24 protein-coding genes are annotated in these 17,431 nt (G+C 63.2%); 15 read left to right on the forward strand and 9 right to left on the reverse strand.

What is annotated here, in order from left to right; all coding sequences use genetic code 11:
* The first annotated feature begins 104 nt into the window (after positions 1–104).
* Together H489_RS28650 and H489_RS28655 are read left to right on the forward strand one after the other, a co-directional pair.
* Entirely contained in the window at positions 105–1,646 is a 1,542-nt protein-coding gene (locus H489_RS28650) for an aldehyde dehydrogenase family protein (protein ID WP_017887212.1), read from the forward strand.
* Positions 1,646–2,038 (forward strand): DUF779 domain-containing protein, encoded by a 393-nt coding sequence (locus H489_RS28655; protein WP_017887213.1) that lies wholly within the window; start codon positions 1,646–1,648, stop codon positions 2,036–2,038. The genes H489_RS28650 and H489_RS28655 overlap by 1 nt, the downstream gene beginning before the upstream one ends.
* Here the strand turns inward: H489_RS28655 and H489_RS28660 are convergent.
* Both H489_RS28660 and H489_RS28665 read right to left on the reverse strand, forming a co-directional pair.
* Positions 2,019–2,786, reverse strand: coding sequence for a tyrosine-type recombinase/integrase (locus H489_RS28660; protein WP_235045679.1), 768 nt, complete (start codon positions 2,784–2,786; stop codon positions 2,019–2,021). The genes H489_RS28655 and H489_RS28660 overlap by 20 nt on opposite strands.
* A gap of 298 nt (positions 2,787–3,084) precedes the next feature.
* Positions 3,085–3,672 (reverse strand): helix-turn-helix domain-containing protein, encoded by a 588-nt coding sequence (locus H489_RS28665; protein WP_017887215.1) that lies wholly within the window; start codon positions 3,670–3,672, stop codon positions 3,085–3,087.
* Positions 3,673–3,800: 128 nt separating this feature from the next.
* Here H489_RS28665 and H489_RS37375 point away from each other — a divergent pair, with 128 nt between their 5' ends.
* The 12 genes from H489_RS37375 (at position 3,801) to H489_RS36865 (ending at position 12,794) form a co-directional block, all read left to right on the forward strand.
* Complete coding sequence (locus H489_RS37375; protein WP_056068762.1) at positions 3,801–4,016, forward strand: helix-turn-helix domain-containing protein; 216 nt, start codon at positions 3,801–3,803, stop codon at positions 4,014–4,016.
* Between the two features lie 342 nt (positions 4,017–4,358).
* Positions 4,359–4,790 (forward strand): hypothetical protein, encoded by a 432-nt coding sequence (locus H489_RS28670; protein ID WP_152427254.1) that lies wholly within the window; start codon positions 4,359–4,361, stop codon positions 4,788–4,790.
* Positions 4,790–5,014, forward strand: a complete 225-nt coding sequence (locus H489_RS28675; RefSeq protein ID WP_017887218.1) for a hypothetical protein — start codon at positions 4,790–4,792, stop codon at positions 5,012–5,014. The genes H489_RS28670 and H489_RS28675 overlap by 1 nt, the downstream gene beginning before the upstream one ends.
* A 283-nt stretch (positions 5,015–5,297) precedes the next feature.
* Positions 5,298–5,600, forward strand: a complete 303-nt coding sequence (locus H489_RS28685) for a hypothetical protein (RefSeq protein ID WP_152427255.1) — start codon at positions 5,298–5,300, stop codon at positions 5,598–5,600.
* Entirely contained in the window at positions 5,597–6,655 is a 1,059-nt protein-coding gene (locus tag H489_RS28690; protein ID WP_081612289.1) for an AAA family ATPase, read from the forward strand. Before H489_RS28685 ends, H489_RS28690 begins: the two co-directional genes overlap by 4 nt.
* A complete protein-coding gene (locus H489_RS38210; protein WP_017887222.1) occupies positions 6,652–6,801 on the forward strand; it encodes a hypothetical protein in 150 nt (49 codons plus the stop codon). The genes H489_RS28690 and H489_RS38210 overlap by 4 nt, the downstream gene beginning before the upstream one ends.
* A gap of 8 nt (positions 6,802–6,809) precedes the next feature.
* On the forward strand, positions 6,810–7,241 hold the full coding sequence (locus H489_RS28695) for a hypothetical protein (protein WP_017887223.1): 432 nt from the start codon (positions 6,810–6,812) through the stop codon (positions 7,239–7,241).
* Entirely contained in the window at positions 7,234–7,791 is a 558-nt protein-coding gene (locus tag H489_RS28700) for a hypothetical protein (protein WP_017887224.1), read from the forward strand. The genes H489_RS28695 and H489_RS28700 overlap by 8 nt, the downstream gene beginning before the upstream one ends.
* 63 nt (positions 7,792–7,854) lie before the next feature.
* A complete protein-coding gene (locus H489_RS38830) occupies positions 7,855–8,265 on the forward strand; it encodes an excisionase family DNA-binding protein (protein ID WP_152427256.1) in 411 nt (136 codons plus the stop codon).
* Entirely contained in the window at positions 8,262–8,795 is a 534-nt protein-coding gene (locus H489_RS28705) for a hypothetical protein (protein WP_017887225.1), read from the forward strand. Before H489_RS38830 ends, H489_RS28705 begins: the two co-directional genes overlap by 4 nt.
* A 176-nt stretch (positions 8,796–8,971) precedes the next feature.
* Positions 8,972–9,622 carry a hypothetical protein gene (locus H489_RS37730; RefSeq protein ID WP_152427257.1) on the forward strand — a complete coding sequence of 217 codons (651 nt, stop codon included), beginning with the start codon at positions 8,972–8,974 and terminating at the stop codon, positions 9,620–9,622.
* Positions 9,623–9,878: 256 nt separating this feature from the next.
* Positions 9,879–12,794 (forward strand): phage tail tape measure protein, encoded by a 2,916-nt coding sequence (locus H489_RS36865; RefSeq protein ID WP_017887227.1) that lies wholly within the window; start codon positions 9,879–9,881, stop codon positions 12,792–12,794.
* Positions 12,795–12,932: 138 nt separating this feature from the next.
* Here H489_RS36865 and H489_RS38215 read toward each other — a convergent pair whose 3' ends face one another.
* The 3 genes from H489_RS38215 to H489_RS37385 are packed head-to-tail and all read right to left on the reverse strand — an operon-like array spanning position 12,933 to position 14,223.
* Entirely contained in the window at positions 12,933–13,361 is a 429-nt protein-coding gene (locus H489_RS38215; protein WP_167578307.1) for a hypothetical protein, read from the reverse strand.
* A complete protein-coding gene (locus tag H489_RS36870; RefSeq protein ID WP_017887228.1) occupies positions 13,358–13,813 on the reverse strand; it encodes a helix-turn-helix transcriptional regulator in 456 nt (151 codons plus the stop codon). Before H489_RS36870 ends, H489_RS38215 begins: the two co-directional genes overlap by 4 nt.
* Positions 13,814–13,866: 53 nt before the next feature.
* Complete coding sequence (locus tag H489_RS37385) at positions 13,867–14,223, reverse strand: type II toxin-antitoxin system RelE/ParE family toxin (RefSeq protein WP_152427259.1); 357 nt, start codon at positions 14,221–14,223, stop codon at positions 13,867–13,869.
* A gap of 238 nt (positions 14,224–14,461) precedes the next feature.
* On the opposite strand from H489_RS37385, the gene H489_RS38220 reads away from it, so the two are divergent.
* Complete coding sequence (locus H489_RS38220; RefSeq protein ID WP_167578308.1) at positions 14,462–14,638, forward strand: hypothetical protein; 177 nt, start codon at positions 14,462–14,464, stop codon at positions 14,636–14,638.
* Here the strand turns inward: H489_RS38220 and H489_RS37735 are convergent, their stop codons facing one another.
* From H489_RS37735 to H489_RS28725, 4 genes are all read right to left on the reverse strand, one after another.
* A complete protein-coding gene (locus H489_RS37735; RefSeq protein WP_152427260.1) occupies positions 14,639–15,190 on the reverse strand; it encodes a hypothetical protein in 552 nt (183 codons plus the stop codon). It lies immediately after the preceding gene.
* Between the two features lie 15 nt (positions 15,191–15,205).
* The gene (locus H489_RS37740) at positions 15,206–15,808 is read right to left on the reverse strand and encodes a hypothetical protein (RefSeq protein WP_152427261.1); all 603 of its coding nucleotides are present in this window, start codon (positions 15,806–15,808) and stop codon (positions 15,206–15,208) included.
* 298 nt (positions 15,809–16,106) lie between these two features.
* Positions 16,107–16,394 carry a hypothetical protein gene (locus H489_RS28720; RefSeq protein ID WP_152427262.1) on the reverse strand — a complete coding sequence of 96 codons (288 nt, stop codon included), beginning with the start codon at positions 16,392–16,394 and terminating at the stop codon, positions 16,107–16,109.
* 179 nt (positions 16,395–16,573) lie between these two features.
* Positions 16,574–17,347, reverse strand: coding sequence for a DUF3800 domain-containing protein (locus tag H489_RS28725; protein ID WP_017887232.1), 774 nt, complete (start codon positions 17,345–17,347; stop codon positions 16,574–16,576).
* Positions 17,348–17,431: the final 84 nt, after the last annotated feature.

Genomic DNA, 17,431 nt, shown 5'->3' on the forward strand with positions numbered 1-17,431 from the left:
TCGCGCCGTGGCCTCGTGCAACCACCTGCAACCCCCGCGGCCGTACCGTGCGGAGCAGGCACACGACCCGTGCGCCCCGACAGCGTCGTCGAAAGGGCACCACCATGACCATCGCACCTTCGCCCACCAGTTACGCCGCACCAGGCGAACCCGGCTCCCTGGTCGAGTACCGGTCCCGGTACGACCACTTCATCGGCGGCGAGTACGTCCCGTCGTCGAGCGGGCAGTACTTCGAGAACCCCACCCCCGTCACCGGCAAGGTGTTCACCGAGGTCGCCCGCGGTGACTCCACCGACGTCGACCGTGCCGTCGCCGCGGGCTGGAAGGCGTTCCCGTCGTGGGGCCGCACGAGCGCAGCCGAACGGGCCGTCGTCCTGAACAAGATCGCCGACCGCATGGAGGAGCACCTCGAGATGCTCGCCGTCGCGGAGACGTGGGAGAACGGCAAGCCCATCCGCGAGACCCTCGGCGCGGACATCCCGCTCGCGATCGACCACTTCCGGTACTTCGCCGGGGCCATCCGGGCGCAGGAGGGATCCGCCGGCGAGATCGACCACGACACCGTGGCGTACCACTTCCACGAACCGCTCGGCGTCGTGGGGCAGATCATCCCCTGGAACTTCCCGATCCTGATGGCGGTGTGGAAGCTCGCACCGGCCCTCGCCGCCGGCAACTGCGTCGTCCTGAAGCCCGCCGAGCAGACCCCGGCGTCCATCCACGTGCTCGTCGAGCTCATCCGCGACCTGCTGCCCGCGGGCGTGCTCAACGTCGTCAACGGCTTCGGCATCGAGGTCGGCGCACCGCTCGCCCAGCACCCGGACATCCGCAAGATCGCCTTCACGGGAGAAACCACCACCGGTCGGCTGATCATGCAGTACGCCTCGCAGAGCCTCATCCCGGTGACGCTCGAACTCGGCGGCAAGAGCCCGAACGTGTTCTTCCCCGACGTCGCCGCGGAGAAGGACTCCTTCTACGACAAGGCGCTCGAGGGCTTCACGTTCTTCAACCTGAACCAGGGCGAGGTCTGCACGTGTCCGTCCCGGGCGCTCGTGGCGAAGGAGATCTACGACGGCTTCGTCGCCGACGGCCTGGACCGCGTCCGAGCCGTCAAGCAGGGACACCCGCTCGACCTGTCGACGATGATCGGCGCCCAGGCGTCGAACGACCAGCTCGAGAAGATCCTGAGCTACATCGACATCGGCAAGCAGGAGGGCGCGAAGCTCCTGACCGGCGGCGAACGGGCCGACCTGGGCGGCGAGCTCTCCGGCGGCTACTACGTCACCCCGACGGTGTTCGAGGGCGACAACTCGATGCGGATCTTCCAGGAGGAGATCTTCGGCCCGGTGCTCGCCCTGACGTCCTTCAGCGGCTACGACGACGCGATCGCCACGGCCAACGACACCCTCTACGGGCTCGGCGCCGGCGTGTGGAGCCGCGACGTCACGACCCTGTACCGCGCCGGACGCGACATCCAGGCCGGACGCGTCTGGTCGAACACCTACCACCAGTACCCGGCGGGCGCGGCGTTCGGCGGCTACAAGCAGTCCGGCATCGGGCGCGAGAACCACAAGATGATGCTCGACCACTACCAGCAGACGAAGAACCTGCTCGTCTCCTACGCCGACGGACCGATGGGCTTCTTCTGATGCCCGACACCGCACGGGTCGCGATCACGCCGGCGGCGGGGGAGCTCCTCCGCACCCTCACCGCCCGGCACGGCCCGCTGATGTTCCACCAGTCCGGCGGCTGCTGCGACGGCTCGAGCCCGATGTGCTACCCCGTCGGCATGTTCCGGACCGGCCCGGGGGACGTCCTGCTCGGCGCACTGCAGGTGGACGGCCTCGACCCGGTCGAGGTCTCCATGTCGGTGTCGCAGTTCGAGTACTGGAAGTACACGCACCTGACGATCGACGTGGTCGACGGTCGGGGCGGCGGGTTCTCGGTCGAAAGTCCTGATGGGAAGCGCTTCCTGACGCGCTCACGCATGCTCACGGAGCCCGAACTGGAAGCCCTCGGGCTCACGCCTCAGCGGCGATAGTCCGCAGATCGTCCGCAGAATGCTCGGTCGACCCGACCAGGTCCGCGGCTGCGGACCTGGTTCGGTCGGCCGCGTCAGGGAACAGATGGGCGTACGTGCTGAGAGTGATCGTCGGAGACGCATGCCCCATCGCTCGTGCGACAGACACCGCATCGAGTCCAGCGCGGATGAGGCCTGACGCGTAGAAGTGCCGGTAGTCGTGCGGGGTGAGGCCAACCACTCCTGCTGCCGCACAGGCCTTGTTGAACCACGCTCGAAGCGCAGCAGGAGAGGGCGGGCCGCCCGGCAGGAACCAACCACCCTCGTAGACGCCGTGCTCGCTCAGGTGCACGCCGAGCCGGTTCATGAGCGCATCGGGGGCCGGAATGCTGCGCTCACTCCCATGCTTGGGCGCGCAGATCTCGCGCCGGCCGGTACGGTTTTGAATCTGTCGCGCGACGTGGACAGTCCTGCGCATGAAGTCGACGTCGCCCACCTGAACTGCGGAAGCTTCACCGATGCGCATGCCGGCGAAGGCCATCAGGTCGAGAAGTGGCAGCAAAAAAGGCTCCGCGAGCTCTCGAATCGCACCCACCTCAGCCGGCGTCGGGATCCGCATCGTGTGCTCGAGCTTGCGGACTGCGGGAAGCCGAAGCCCGAGAGTCGGGTCTTTGCCGAGGTAGCCGTCGAGAACCGCGCCGCGCAGCGCACCGCGGACGTACTTCACTCGGGTGCGAACAGTTGAGGCTGCAAGCTCCTGTTCGAGCATCTTGATCCATGACTCCGCATGCGAGCGCTTCAGCTTCCCAAACGGAACGTCTCGGAACGTGCACGACGCGACCGCACGGTCCGCCGCCCTGACTGTGCCTTCTGTCCAAACCTGGCGGGGTGACCACTCGGCATAGAACGACGCGAGAGTGGATCGGGAGGCTTTGGGATCGACGTACGAGCCAGTTCGCACAGAGGTGGTGACCTCATCGAGCCAGTCCTGCGCATCGCGCTTCCGGGGGAAGTGCCTTGCGTGCTCCTTGCCCTCGTCGTCTCGGTAGCGGGCTCGCCACGATCCGTTAGCGCGCTGTCGGATGCTCGCCATCAGATGCCTCTCCGAACGTGAACTGCACGTCGTTGGCACGCGTCAGCTCTGTCTTCTCGATCCCCTCGAGCAGTGCCGTACCGAACGGGCCGCCTTGGTCGGCCAGTGATCGAACCATCGGCAAGTGTTCCTTGGCAAGGTCGTAGACCAACTCCACTGGAGTCTCCCGGAGATCCCATTCGAGCCCGCGCACCGCCCCTTCGTCCAGAGTGGACGTGGGCATCTGGTTCAGCTCTTCAACCATCTGGCGCTGCAGTCGGAGAACCTTCTCGGCTTGCAGTACGAGTTCGCGCTGGGCTTGCTGCAGCTGAGTCTGAGTGACCAGGTACTCGAACTCACCCGCAGGCGCTGTGATGCTCACGATGCTCTGAAGGTCGAGCACCCTCACTAGATCCTCTGCTTCGGCGAGGCGCAGGGGACGCTTGCCCTGCTCAATGGACCAGACGGTGGTCTGTGACCACTTCCAGCCGAGTTCAGTCATCGCCTCCGCAATGTCCTTCTGGGAGCGCGCTCCGCGGAGTTGCTGGAGGTTCTGCCCGATTTGCTTGTCGCTGGCTGCCATGTGCTCGACGGTACAGCAAGACACCGTAACCGACAACACGATTTGGATCCCATCATCACGTATTCGCAAATCACGTGGTACAGTGAGATCAAGTCAGCGACGACACTCTCACACCATAAGGAGCGAGCATGAGTACCACTGCCCCTGATCTCCCGACACGTCGGATCCGGAGCTTGATGACCCTGGCTGAGACAGCCGCGGCCCTTCGTAAGAAGGAGTCGCAGCTGCGTTGGATGATCGCGCAGAACTCCGCGCCGCCCCACGCCAAGGTCGGCGGACGAATCATGTTCGACGCCGACGGCGTCGCGGCATGGCTCGACGAGCAGTTCACGGAAGCATCCTGAACCTGCCAGACCGCGCGATCGACGAAAGCCTCGCGCCCCCCGCCTACGGCGATCCCACCGGCGAACAAGCCGTCAGGAACATCCTGACCGGAGCCGACTGGTCGCCGCACGCCGACTGGAAGATAGTCGGCCCGTGGCGTGACGACAAGCAGCCCATTACGGTGCTGCTCGACTCGCGTCTCGCCCTAGAGCTCCTGAACTTCCTCGGACGCCAAGCCGAGATGAAGGAGACCAGACGGGGACGGAACGTCCGTGCTCGTCTCAAAAAGAAGGCCCCAGGTGCGCCAACACCCGGGGCCAAGTCCAACCAGTAACCATCACGAAACCGAAGGACAAAAGACATTGTCTCTCAACAACATGATCATCTCACGCCCCACTGACATCTACGCAAGCGCCCCTTCGGGGGACGCTGTAGCTGCGCGGGTCGGCACCGCGACGCTCGAACTGAAGGGCTGGCACCACAAGCAGTGGAAGCAGCCTGACCCCAACGGTCTCTACAGGGTCATCACCACGCACCGCCGGTACGAGGCCAACCGCGAAGAGATCAGCGCCATGCCCGACGCAACGACATGGGGTCACCTGACGCCAGTCGAGTACCAGCTGCACACGACTGCGGGGTACCAGTGGGGTGACTACCCGGAAGATGAGGTGGCCAGCCGCCCGAACGAGTTCGTCATGACGTACGTCGGTTTGTACAAGCTCGTCGGCTACTCCTTCGACCCGGGGGAAGGGATCATCACCGGGAACTTCGAGCGAGTCGAGAGGGACGCCTGATGGACGACGTGATCAAGCTCGTCGACGTCGAGACGACTTTGACTGGACTCGCCGAAGTGATCATCGACACTCAGCCGAGCCAGTTCAGCGACGGCTACTCGCTCATCCTGACGCCTTCCGAAGCGCTGCGATTGGCTCACGCCATCGTTGCTCGCGTCTCGGATTCGCGGACGCAGCCGCTCGCCGTCCCCATGCTGGTCCCGTCCCTGCAGGTGGCTACCTGATGCCGGCGGGCAAGACGACGGTCGACGGATTCGCGGTGCTCGCCATCAACGGCGTCGTGGGACTGCGTGCCGAACGCCCCCTGACGGAGCTAGCCGGAGACCAGGCACGACGCCTCGCTATCTGCCTGCTCGAAGCTGCGCAAGACGCCGAACGTCCGGAGCCGCCTGAGTGGCCGTAGGCCAGTCCGGCACCAGGAAGCCCCCAGATTCTCGACAGAACGAGGACGAGGGGGCTTTCTCGTACCCGGACGACATCGAGCTCTCTCCGGCCGCGGAGCGGTACATGCACCAGCTGGCGATCGACCTCACCGCTGGCGTCGTCGAGCTCAGGCAGCTGCCGCCCTCGCTTCGGCAGTTCTACATCTTCGCGTTCGAGCAGGGCAGCGCGTCACGGCAACCCGAAGTCGACCGCGCGAACCACGACGCAGACCGGCTCTACGCCGAAGTGTGCCGACGCCAGCCATCGCGTGACCACGAGACAACTAACGCCTTCCTCGAGGCGCAGAAGCATCGCGGTACTGAAGCCGCAGCCAAACGAGCGGCCGAGATCCGCACCCAGATCTACTCCGGACAGGAGACCCAATGACCCGACCTCCCACCACTTTCGATGCCCGATGGCTGATGGCGCAGGACTTCCCGCCCACTCAGTACGTCGTCCCCGGCATCATCCCCGAAGGCATGACCCTGCTCGTCGCAGCCCCGAAGATCGGCAAGAGCTGGCTAGTGCTCGGGCTGGCACTCTCGCTGCACGTTGGCGAGAAAGCACTTGGCGGTGTACCTACAGGCGCGCCCCGACCCGTTTTGTACCTCGCGCTCGAAGACGGCCCCCGCCGGCTGCAGCAGCGCATTCGCACACTCAACCCAGAGGTGGTTACCCCGCGGCTCGAGTTCGTCACAGCGCTCGAAGGCGGTCAAGTAATCCCCGCGATCAAGGAGTTCATCTCCCGGAACATCGACCAGAACCCCGTCGTCATCCTCGACACCCTCGGGAAGGTACTTCCGAGTACCGCAGCAACGAAGTCGCAGTACGCCGCGGACTATGAGTTCCTTGGCGCGCTCAAGGCCACCACGGACGCGGAGCCGGGTTCGTCCCTCATCATCGTTCACCACACCCGGAAGAGCGGGGGAGAGGACTTCCTGGACGCTGTGAGCGGCACCCAGGGCATCGCAGGAGCTGCCGACACCGTGCTCGTGCTGCGCCGTGAGCGCCAGGAGCAGAGTGCGACGCTGCATGTCACCTCTCGCGATGCGAAAGAGGGCGAGTACGCACTGCTGCTGTCCGACGCGGGTGCCTGGGCACTCAACGGCGGAGGGTTGGAAGCTGCCCGCGCTGCCGCTGACGCGATCAAGGTGTCAGCAGGCGTGGGGGATCGGATGGCCGACATCATCGGCGTCGTCTACCAGGCCGAAGCTCCCGTCTCTCGTCAGGAGATTCAGCACCTGCTGCCGACGATCCCGGTTGCTCAGCTCGACGTGTATCTCAAGCGCGCGGTCGACGCGAAGCGCATCTCGAAGCCATCACGGGGCCTCTATGGCCCTGCTGTTAGTTCCGTTAGATCTGTTAGTTCCGAAGACGGTTCTAACACTCCTAACGCTTCTAACACCCCCTACGAGAGCGACCTGTTCGAGGGCGTGGCATGAACCCAATCACCGTCGCCTGCCCCGACTGCTCCGCCGCTGCAGTCATCGACATCTCCGGCCCCGGCATCACCCATGCCGTCCTCGAGCACGACGAGACGTGCCCGCGACTCAACCACCCAGCCTTCGGGCTGCACCACGACCGTTAGGACGAACCGTGACCAACGACAGCAAGAGCTGGGTTGACGCCTACCTCAGCGAACTCGAGACCGCGGGCAACAGAGCCCTCGCCGGTCAGCTCTACGAAGACAAGGACGGCAACCCCAGCAGCGTCGCCGGCATGGGCTCCATCGGCCTCGCAGCGTTCACCCTCGCTACCGAGCTCGCCGCTACGTCGGACAATCCACCCGAGCTCAGCGCCATCGTGTCCAAGCACAAATGGCACGTAGACCACACTCTCGGCCCAGACGCGTGGCCAGACGTCCTCTTCGGGGTGACGCTGCATCTCGCTGTGCTGTACCTCGAGCCCGCGTACAAGATCACGGACGCGAGCGACTTCGACATGCGGTCCGCCGCTCGTGCGTGGTGGGGGACGCTAACTGGGGGCACCAAAGACGATGAAGAGTCAGTACCGTCGCACCATGACTGACACGTTCCCCTGGGCGTCCTTGCTCAACGGCGGTATCGGAGCCGGGGCCGCCATCGCCGGTGCGCTTATCAATCAGCTGGTGACGAACCGCCGCGAGGCGAAGAACGCGAAAACCAGCCGTGCCCACGAACTCGAAGACGAACTGCGCGATCGGGGCATGCTTGCAGCGGAAAAAGCCCTCGAGAGCACGCTAGAACTGCTCGACACCTGGCATACCGAGACCCCGGACGATCAGGGTCGATTCGATGACCTGCATGAATCGACCCTCCGCCGCATAAGCACGCGCGCTGCGATCATCTCTGATCAGCGTGTACGCCACGGCGTCTACTACGGCATTACCGGAATCGAAGGTGTCTCCGCCCGCTACGCGATAGGCGACATCGAGAAGGACTCGCCAGCGCAAGAGTGCCGCTGGATCGCTGGTCACATACGCGATGTTCTCGGCGCGTATCTACGGGAGCACAACGAGAGCATCGATAATCACTACGCCCGATTGACGGAGTACCGTGATCGTGCCGTATCAGCGATGAAAGAAATCACACAAGTCTAATTCCCGACCATCGAGGACCCGCACCTGAACAGGTGCGGGTCCTTTCTGTTGCAAAGGGGAACCTTGCGAAGAGTAAAGCAAGCCTCAGAACTACTGACCGGTGTAGACGGCCCTGTAGTTCTCCTGAGTGCAAGAGCCTGTGCCTGGCTCCTGCGATACGCAGAACTAGACCGTTACCACCTGGATCACCGAGGCGAAGATGCTGAGATAGATCAATCCCTGATCGCGCTGAAGACGGCTGCATTCATCTGGAGAGATTCCGCCACCGGAACCAAGAATGCAGCGAAACCGGAACTTCCAGCAGACTCAGAATGGCTCAGTACGAAACAAGCAGCTGATGCCCTCGCGATGACGGACCGAGCGATACGAAAGGCCATCCGCGAGAAGCGCCTCCAAGCGAACACCGTTGGTCGCGCCTACCGAATCAACCGTGAACAACTAGCTCACTTCAAAGCACGAAAGGGAACCCCATGAGCCTCGACGCACTCGATGCACAGCTCGGCGACCTGCGCGAGCAGGCCTCGCACCTCCAGAAGTACACGCAGCAGGAGAAGAAGGACATTGCCGCGAACGTCACGCTCTCCGAGGAAGGGAAGCGGCACCAGACGGAAGAGGTCGTGGCCGGCGCTCGTACCCGTGCGAACGCCCTCCGCGATAAGGAAGTTCAGCTGGTGAAGAACCACCTCCGCAGCCTCGAGACGCAGCTCGACGCCAAGATCGGCTCCGGCCCAACCGACATGATCGCCTTCCGGGATGCCCAGGAGCGAGCCGACCGACTGGATGACTCAGACGATGCTGCACGGCTCATGGGCCTCGCCATTCGGAGCAACGACCGAACCCTCGCCCACGCACTCTTCCGCAAGTCCATCGACAAGGGGTGGAACGGCGTGGCCCAGCAGTTCACCGCCGAGCATCCTGACGCTGCGACGACCGCGAAGGAGATCCAGATTCTCGCGCAGCATCTCAACGAGTCGTTTAGCCGCACGATGGCGTACATGGTCTGAGCTCCGCCGACGATCCCCTGAGCGCTCCCAACGCGACTCCCACAGGGAGCGCTCAGGGTGGGCGGAGGCCCCCTCAGCGCCGCCAGGAATCCCTCCGGGGCTAGGCGGCTTCTGTCCGTGGCGGTTTTTCCACATCTGCGGCCGGCCGACGGCGGTTAGCCGTGGAAAGATCAGGCATGCTCTGGACCGTTCTGGCCGCTTGTTCGACACCGGCATCCGTCCCTGCGTACCCGCCAGTGAACCCCTGGACGGTTGTCGGTCCACTCGCCGGCGCGTTGATTGTCGCACTGATTGGTGCCGCATCAATCCAAGTTGCGAACTGGATTCAGCACAATCGTGAGAGGCGAGCGAAGCTGCTCGAGGTGCGACGCGAGCAATACTTCGCCGCGATAGAAGCTGCGGATAATCTGCGCGTGGCTGTGAGGCAATATGGTGCTCACAACTCCGGTCGTATCGACCCGGCAATGGCAGCCACTCCTGAAGAGGCGGCGGAAATGGTGGAGCGCGATGAGCTGGCAGCGGCCGCAGTAGATTCTCTTGCTGACGAGTATCGCAACCTGGATCGGTTGGCGACGCTCGTCGAGGCGGTAGGGAGCTTTGGAGTGAGCCAGGCCATCCGCGAGATGATCGAGGGTGTTGAGGCCTACATGGAATCGGAAGCGAATGCGAGCGTCTTTGTTGCTCGTGATCACATGTCATTCCGCGCTCACTACGACGACTTATTCGATGCCTTCACGTTGGCGGTTCGTGCCGATCTCGAGATAGATAAGCTATTCGTCGCTAAGCGAAATGATAGAGACGCGGACGAGAGTACCGCGCCGAAATGACGGCACTTTAAGTCCGCGCCTTTTTCGTGTTTGTTGTGCGCGTTATCGGCCTTGGAGTTGCAACCTTCCGGCTATGCCATTATTGTGACTTTGCATCGAGAAGTATGTCCTTCTGGTGCTGTTCTGCGATAGAATTAACCCGTAAGTAAGCCCGCCGGAAAACACCCGGGCGTGAACGAGATGAGAAGTCTCGGCGCGCTCGGGTCCCCGGCGGGTTTCTTTTGTGCGCCTTGATTCTCCGGTTGGAGATGAAGGAATGGTCGAAAGGATCACAAGCGTAACGCTGACGGCTCAGGTCGCTGGTTACGTGCAGGGGTTCGCGCAAGCGGAGGCTGCGAACCGCAAGGTCTCGAAGTCCGCGGAGGATGCGAAGCAGCGCTTTGAGCAGCAGAACCAGGCGATGGAGCAGGTTGGCCGCGGTCTGACGGCCTTCAGCGCCGTTGCACTGGCTGCGGTGGGTATCGCTGTGGCGAAGTACACCGAGTTCGACAAGCAGATGTCGGCGGTGCAGGCGGCGACGCATGAGACCGCCGCGAACATGAACCTGCTGCGTGATGCGGCTATCGACGCGGGTGGCGCGACTGCGTTCTCTGCAACTGAGGCTGGCGAGGCTATCGAGGAACTGGCGAAGGCCGGTGTCACGACGACTGATGTCCTCGGCGGTGGGCTGAAGGGCTCGCTGGATCTTGCTGCTGCCGGCGCTCTCGGCGTCGGTGAGGCTGCTGAAACTGCCGCTACGGCGATGACGCAGTTCGGCCTTAAGGGCGGCGAGGTGCCGCATGTGGCCGACCTTCTCGCGGCTGGTGCAGGTAAGGCGCAGGGTTCCGTCCATGATCTCGGTGAGGCGCTGAACCAGGCTGGCCTGGTCGCGAACCAGACGGGCCTGTCGATCGAGGAAACCACTGGTGGGCTGGCGGCGTTCGCGTCTGCTGGTCTGACTGGTTCCGACGCGGGTACGTCGTTCAAGTCGATGCTGCAGGCGTTGACTCCGAACTCGAAGCAGGCCGCTGATCTGATGGATCAGCTCGGCATCAGTGCGTATGACTCGCAGGGCAACTTCATTGGGCTTGCGCAGTACGCGGGTGTGCTGCAGGACGCGCTGAAGGGCATGTCTGTTGAACAGCAGAACGCTGCCCTTAAGACGATATTCGGCTCTGATGCTGTGCGGGCTGCGTCGGTCCTGTTCGAGCAGGGCCAGTCGGGTGTGCAGGGCTGGATCGATAAGGTCAACGACTCCGGGTATGCCGCCGAGACTGCTGCGATCATGCAGGACAACCTGGCTGGCGACCTCGAGAAGCTGGGCGGTGCTTTCGATACCGCTGCCATCAAGGCCGGTGCCGCTGCTGATGGCACGCTGCGTCCTCTGGTGCAGTTGGTTACGAGCATGGTGGATGCGTTCTCAGACGCCCCACCGATCGTTCAGTCCACGGCCCTGACTCTGACGGCGATCGCGGGCGCTGCTGCGCTTGCTGCTGGCGGGTTCCTACTGGTGGTCCCGAAGGTCGCTGAGTTCAAGTTGGCGCTCGACACGTTGCAGGGCTCATCGATCCCTGCGGTGTCGAAGGGTGTCGAGTCCGTCCGTGGGGCCGTTACTCGCTCGGGTGCCGCCATGAAGGCAGTGGCCACGTTCCTGACCGGCCCGTGGGGTGTTGCTCTGGCCGCAGCGACGGTCGGGGTGGACCTGCTGAGCAAGTACATCGAGTCGCTGCAGGCCAGCTCGGACGAGCTCACCAACAGTCTCGTCACGGCCAAGGACGCATCGGACGTCTTTGAGACGGCTGCGCAGGGCAAGGGCTTCAAGTATTGGACGGCTGATGTTGCTGGGCAGCTGAAGGATCTGCCGGCGGTTCTCGACAACATCGACGAGCGCAATAAGAACGTCATGGCCCGCTTCAACTCGGACTACTTCGGTGCCACTGACGCGATCAAGGACGTCGGTGAGCAGCTTGGCGTGCTGGCGGCTACGGACCTCCCGACTGCACAGCATGCGTTCTCGCTGCTCGCTGCGGAGACGGACGGCTCCAAGGGTCAGCTCGAGACCCTGCTGAACGCGATGCCTGCCTACAAGAAGGCTCTGACCGAGCAGGCGACAGCTCTCGGCGAGTCGGACAGCATGCACAACCTGCTCAAGCTGGCCCAGGAAGACTCCGCGACGGTCGCCAAGGAAACCGGCGATGCGTACCTGGAAGAGCAGGACAAGGTTGAGCAGCTCACTGATCAGCTGAATGAGCTGCTTGAGTCGTTCAACCAGGTCAACGGTGCGAACCAGGATGCGGTTTCGTCGAACGCTGACTATCAGGCTGGTCTTGCCGGTATTTCCGAAGAGGTTGAGCGGCAGAAGGAAGCGTACGAAGAGTCGCACAAGACCCTCGACGGCTTCAAGTTGTCACTCGATCAGAACACAGAGTCGGGTTCCGCGAACGCGTCGATGCTGTCTGATGTGGCCGGTAAGGCGCAGGAGGCGGCGAAGGCGCAGTTCCAGGTGGATTCGTCCACGATGTCGTCGAAGGACGCTGCCGACAAGTACATTGCGACGCTGCGTGATCAGCGTGCGAAGTTCATCGAGTCCGCCACTGCGGCGGGGTTCAACAAGGCTGAGGTAAAGAAGCTCGCTGATCAGGTGTTTGCTTTGCCGTCGTCGAAGGACATCAAGATCCTGGCGGAAACGTCTGATGCGCAGAACAAAATCAATAACCTCATCACATTGAACAATGGGCGCGTTGTTCGCATTTCGGTGCAGGCCGCGAATGACAGTCCGGCGTCGTCGTGGACTGGTGGTGTGACGAAGGCCGACGGTGGCCTGGTCGATTACTACGCCGATGGCGGCATGCGCGAGAACCACCTTGCGGAGATCGCGCCGGCTGGTGCTTGGCGGGTGTGGGCCGAGCCGGAAACAGGCGGTGAGGCGTACATCCCGCTTGCGCCGTCGAAGCGTGCTCGTTCGTTGGCGGTGTGGGAAGAGACGGGGAAGCGGCTGCAGGCGTTCGCGTCGGGCGGGTTCAACATCCCGACCACGCAGCCGGCGGCTCCGTACTTCTCGATGCCCATGCAGGCGGCGGGCTATGACGGCCCGTCATCGGTGGCGTTCTCGTTCCCGTCGTCCGGGAATCAGCAGAAGGACATGGACGAAGCCATGTTCATGTACAAGACCAAGATCCGCGGCGGGCGCTAACTCTCTCCACCTGCAGCAGGAAACGCGGGTGGGCCAGGCAGTTTCCAACCTGGCCCACCACGCCGACTACTTAGCGCTCTCGTTATCGCTGCGCTGCGCGTCGAACACCTGCGAAGCTTGCGCCGAGGCGATCGGGCTTCAAGGCTCGTTGTCAGGCGTCAAATTAATAGCTCCTTGGCGCAGGAGTGGCAACGTGACGGGCGGGAGCGAAAGCCGCGCGCTCGAGGACTGAACTAGCTCGCGTAAGTAAGGGTACACAGCCATTACTCCCACCGCCTCTGCGAACTCGCGTGCCACGCGCTCGGAGACCTCGTACTCTGACGGGAAACGGTATTGGCTTGCCGCCTCTGCTCGGTAATTCGCCGCAGCTGTCTTCAGTTCTAACTGCACTCGAACTTCGACGAGGCCTGGGTTTTGCCCAATCTGGACTTGTATAGACTGCTCGGCTTCTTCGGAGTCGTTGGGAGCAGTAGCGCCGGCTACCCTCTCTGCTGAAAAGGCGTGGACCCGGACCCCGCTCAATTCTCCAACATCGAGCAGATCTTTCGCCGTCGAGATATCCGTCATGCGACTTTCTCGAATTCATACTGCTTGCTGTTCATCACGGTGAAGATACGGGGGCTCTCATCCAGGGTCGCCAACGCCTCAGCGCCCGGGCTCACCCGAACCATCTGCGAGCGAACGCTGCGGATTGGTCGCACCTCGGCGACTTCCTCCCACAGCGGCTCCGCGGCAGCGTTGCGCCTTGTCATGATCACCTCGAGCGAGCGCTGCACGGCCTGGGCGTAGCGGATGAGCGTCGTGAGGCGCACGTCCTTGCGACCGGCTTCGATCTCCGAGATCGCCGACTGCGTCGTGTTCATCCGCTCGGCCACCTGAGCCTGCGAGAGACCTGCATCCTTGCGTGCGACGGCGAGCTTCGAGACGGACTCCGCATAGATGGCGGCTTCCTCACGGGCTCGGCGAACCTCGGCCGAGTCTTCGTCGAAGCCCAGATCGCGGAAGAGGTTGATTGCCACTTGTTCCTCCAGTATCGGTAGTAACCGATGGTAGTCGAATCTGCCCGGTTCTGCTACGGGTGGAGCTTCTTGTGTCCCTTGAGGCGCTTCACGGCTGAGTCGATCCAAGCCTTGTCGAGCTTGTTGCGCTTTTTGACCACGAAGACGAGAGCTATGTACCGACCCTTGTGATGCCCGTACAGCAGGCGATACCAGTGCTTGTCGACGTCCACACGGAGTTCATGCACTCCGTCTCTGACTGGATCGGTCTCCTTGCCCAGTGGAGTCCCGGCCGCGAGGCGACCCATGCCTTCCTCAAGCCGGCCTGCTGCGGCTGCGGAGAGCTTTGCCTTCTTGATGTCGCGGACAGCGGGGCTGGTAGGACCTCCTGCATCGACGTAGTCCCAGGCGGATAGGTCGGGTTTGGGCACGAAGTCCTCCTGGTGGACGTCGACTAAGGGTTCGGAGTTCGATCACCTTAGCGAACATCGCTCGCGTTTGAACTGCTCGGTGACGCGCGAGCTGCGGTCTGCCCCTGCCCACGCCGCGGCAGCGCTCGCCCTTGGGACGATTGTGGCGGGAACCACCGTCAGCGGGTGCCGAGCGCACCATCGCGACCCTCCCGAACTGGGAGGCGCACGGCTGCCTCATGCTGGGCAAACTCCCCGTATGGGAATCGTCCTCTTCATCCTCGGCATCTTCGTCACCTACTGGGTCGTGCAAGCGGCAGTGCTGAGCGCCCTCAATGACCACTACAAGACCCGAGTCCACTTCGAGCTGACTGGCGAGTGGAAGCCGGGACATTGGAACAACAAGACCGTGCCTAAGCACCCGAGCAGGCCTTAGTCAGTCCTCGGGCACGAAGAGGAACCTGCGCTGATATCGCCATCGTCGTCGTGGCTTCACCCAGTGCCCTGCGCGCTTGAACGGCCACCACGGCCATCGTCGTCGCTTGTAAACCTCCCTCGGAGACTCGAGGTCAAGCGACCGCCTCAGTCCCCGGGCGAAGGGCAAGAATCTTCGGGGCACCAGCCAAACGACCCCGATGCGAGTGGAGGCCAGTTTGTCCCGATGAATTGAAAATTCTATCGTCTGCTCGTTTGTCGCCGCGTCGATCACCCTTGGTAGCTTGGGCAGGTTCAGATTGGTACCCCAGACGCGCCAAGCTGCTCCGTAGACCGATTGTGGTCCGGTAACGTACACCCTCACTTTCACGTGTTGGTAGTCCCAGTTGCCTCGCTCGCGGTGCGTCTCGAACCCCAGATTGACCACTTCGCCGACGCGGAGGTCTCTCGACGAGACGAAGTCGACAACAGCTGTGGCCACTGCTCCCACACCCACAACAGACGCTAAGCCCTGCACCCCGGCCCAGCCAGACCAGCTCCATATATCGCTCATGTGACCAGCGGCTCGCTACGCGCCGGCGAAGAACGCCGTCCCTGAGCCAACGAGCGCTTGCACGTTCCAGGTGCCGCCCGCCACTGCGTCGGTGGGCACAGCGGAGCAGACATAGCCCTTCTGAGAGGCATTTGCGTACATGCGGCCGATTTCGTAGACAGCCTTGCCGGGGAGCGTCCCGCAGTCGGTGATCGCCGGGTATGTGTTGCCGTCGGAGCCAACGTAGCTGATGGTGAAGCTGGCAACGGGGTCACCGCCTTCTGCGCCGATTCCGTCCCCAGCAGCGACGGTGGCCGAAGAGAGCACGAATGACTGTCCCGGTGCCGGCGCTTCGTTGTACTCGTTCGCCTTCTGGATCTCCGCCCAGGCATCAGCGTTCGTGGCGTCCCACGTGAACGTCCACACGGAGTCTTCCGAGTGCTTGCCCGGTGCGCCTACCGGGAACGGGTTCGCACGAGTGCCGATCTTCGCTTCGGGGGTCGGGGTGGGTGTGCTCGCCGTGGTCTTCGTTGGGGCAGCAGTGCCAGCGACGGGTCCGGATTCGGACGAACATCCCGCGAGGGCAATCGCGCCCGCGAGGACAACGGCCGTTGTGGCCGCTCGGGTGATGGTCTTCATAGTGAGCATCACTCTATGGCCGAGGTGACGCCGGTCGCACGCGCCTATTCGGGGGATCTGGCCGCATCGCGCCAGACCCACGCGCAATCTGCGGCTTGCCCGAATCCCCACTCGACGAGCACCGCCCTCTCGGTGTGTGCGATGGCACGTGCTTCCACTTCGAGGATGCGGTCTGGAAACTGCACCCACGCGAGAACAGGGTCGGGCGGTGAGACGTCGTAATCAGGGCCTCCGCGCGCGATCTCGGGAAGCGTGTACGCCGGTTCGAGTGACCACCTATCGCGTCGTCTACGGGCCATCAGCGCGTCCGCGGGCCGAGCGCACGCCTTGTCACCCTGTCGCGCGACACCAGCACCTGCTGCAGCCGGCCTTGCCGCGCGGTCTGCACGAGCACCGCGCTATCTGACTCCGCAGCAGCGAAGCACTTGAGGTGCAGCATCCCTACGTTCACGAACTCGATGTCAGCCCGGACGGGAGCGACCGGATCCAGTGTCCGCAGCTGACCAGCGGTCCCTGCGTCGAGCGTGACGGGCTGGTGCAGCGTGACGTCGGGATGCTCCGGGGGAGCCCACTTGTGCTCGGGCATGGTGTCAATCCTGCGGGCGTCCACCGACAGGCACGTTTGGATGGGGCTTCGGCGGCCGTGCATCTGTCAGGGGAACGTGTTAACGTGTGATCAAGCACAAGCCCGAGCGCTTGATGCCTGCCAGGGAAAGCCCGCGGTGCTGCCACCGCACTCCTTAAGTGGATCGGCCCCTGGAGGCTTCAAGAGTTCGGGCGTTTTGCGTTGCAGTGTGAGCAAGGCCACCACGGGAGAGACGTGGCGATGTCGTTCCGAGGCATCGACATGAACCCAAGCGGCGCGGGACATCCGCCAGGCCCAAGTCTCACCTGGTGCCACACCCGCAGGATGTACCCAGGTTCGACGTTACCGAACTCATCAGGCCATACTGCCGATCGCAAGAACCCTCCGTAAAGATCGGCGGCCTGACTCTCGAGGTATCGGTCGGCAGATACCCAGCGCAGGCCACGCTCCATACCAAAGGGAACCTTCGGCTCGAACTGCAGCTGGTACCGGAAGTACGCATCAGTGGTTGTGTGGTCGTGCCCACGGACGTGGCCGAACCGTGTCTGGATGCCTTCCGTGACGCCCTTCCAGTTCCGCGCGGCCCACAGAATGTTCTTGTACATCTTAAGGGCTACGTAGTTGTAGAACAGCTCTCGATGTTGCGTGTACTCGCCTTCGACCTGGTCCTTTTGGCAGTAGACGTAGATCAGCTTGACATCGCGAATCGCTCCGAGAACCTGGGCGGCGTGGGTGCGACGAGAGTGCGTCTTGAGGTGATCCTTCCAAGACATGACTTTGCCATCGGGTACACCAAACTCGCGTCGCAACTGCTCGACTGCCGACCGCACCGCGAGTGCCGATTCATCCGTCAGCAAGATGGCCGCCATCCCGAAGACGGGGCTAGAGCCGGGCTTGGACAGGAGGCCTCTGTCCCCGGTCTCATCGATGTACGCGTGCAGCACGTGACCCATCTTCGCGCATCTCTTGAGTTAACTCGCAGACACCGACCGGACATCGAGGGAAGGCGGCAGGTGCGGCCCTGCGGGCCGTACGGA

Origin of the sequence: Curtobacterium flaccumfaciens UCD-AKU (assembly GCF_000349565.1) — a bacterium.
GTDB classification, from domain to species: domain Bacteria; phylum Actinomycetota; class Actinomycetes; order Actinomycetales; family Microbacteriaceae; genus Curtobacterium; species Curtobacterium poinsettiae.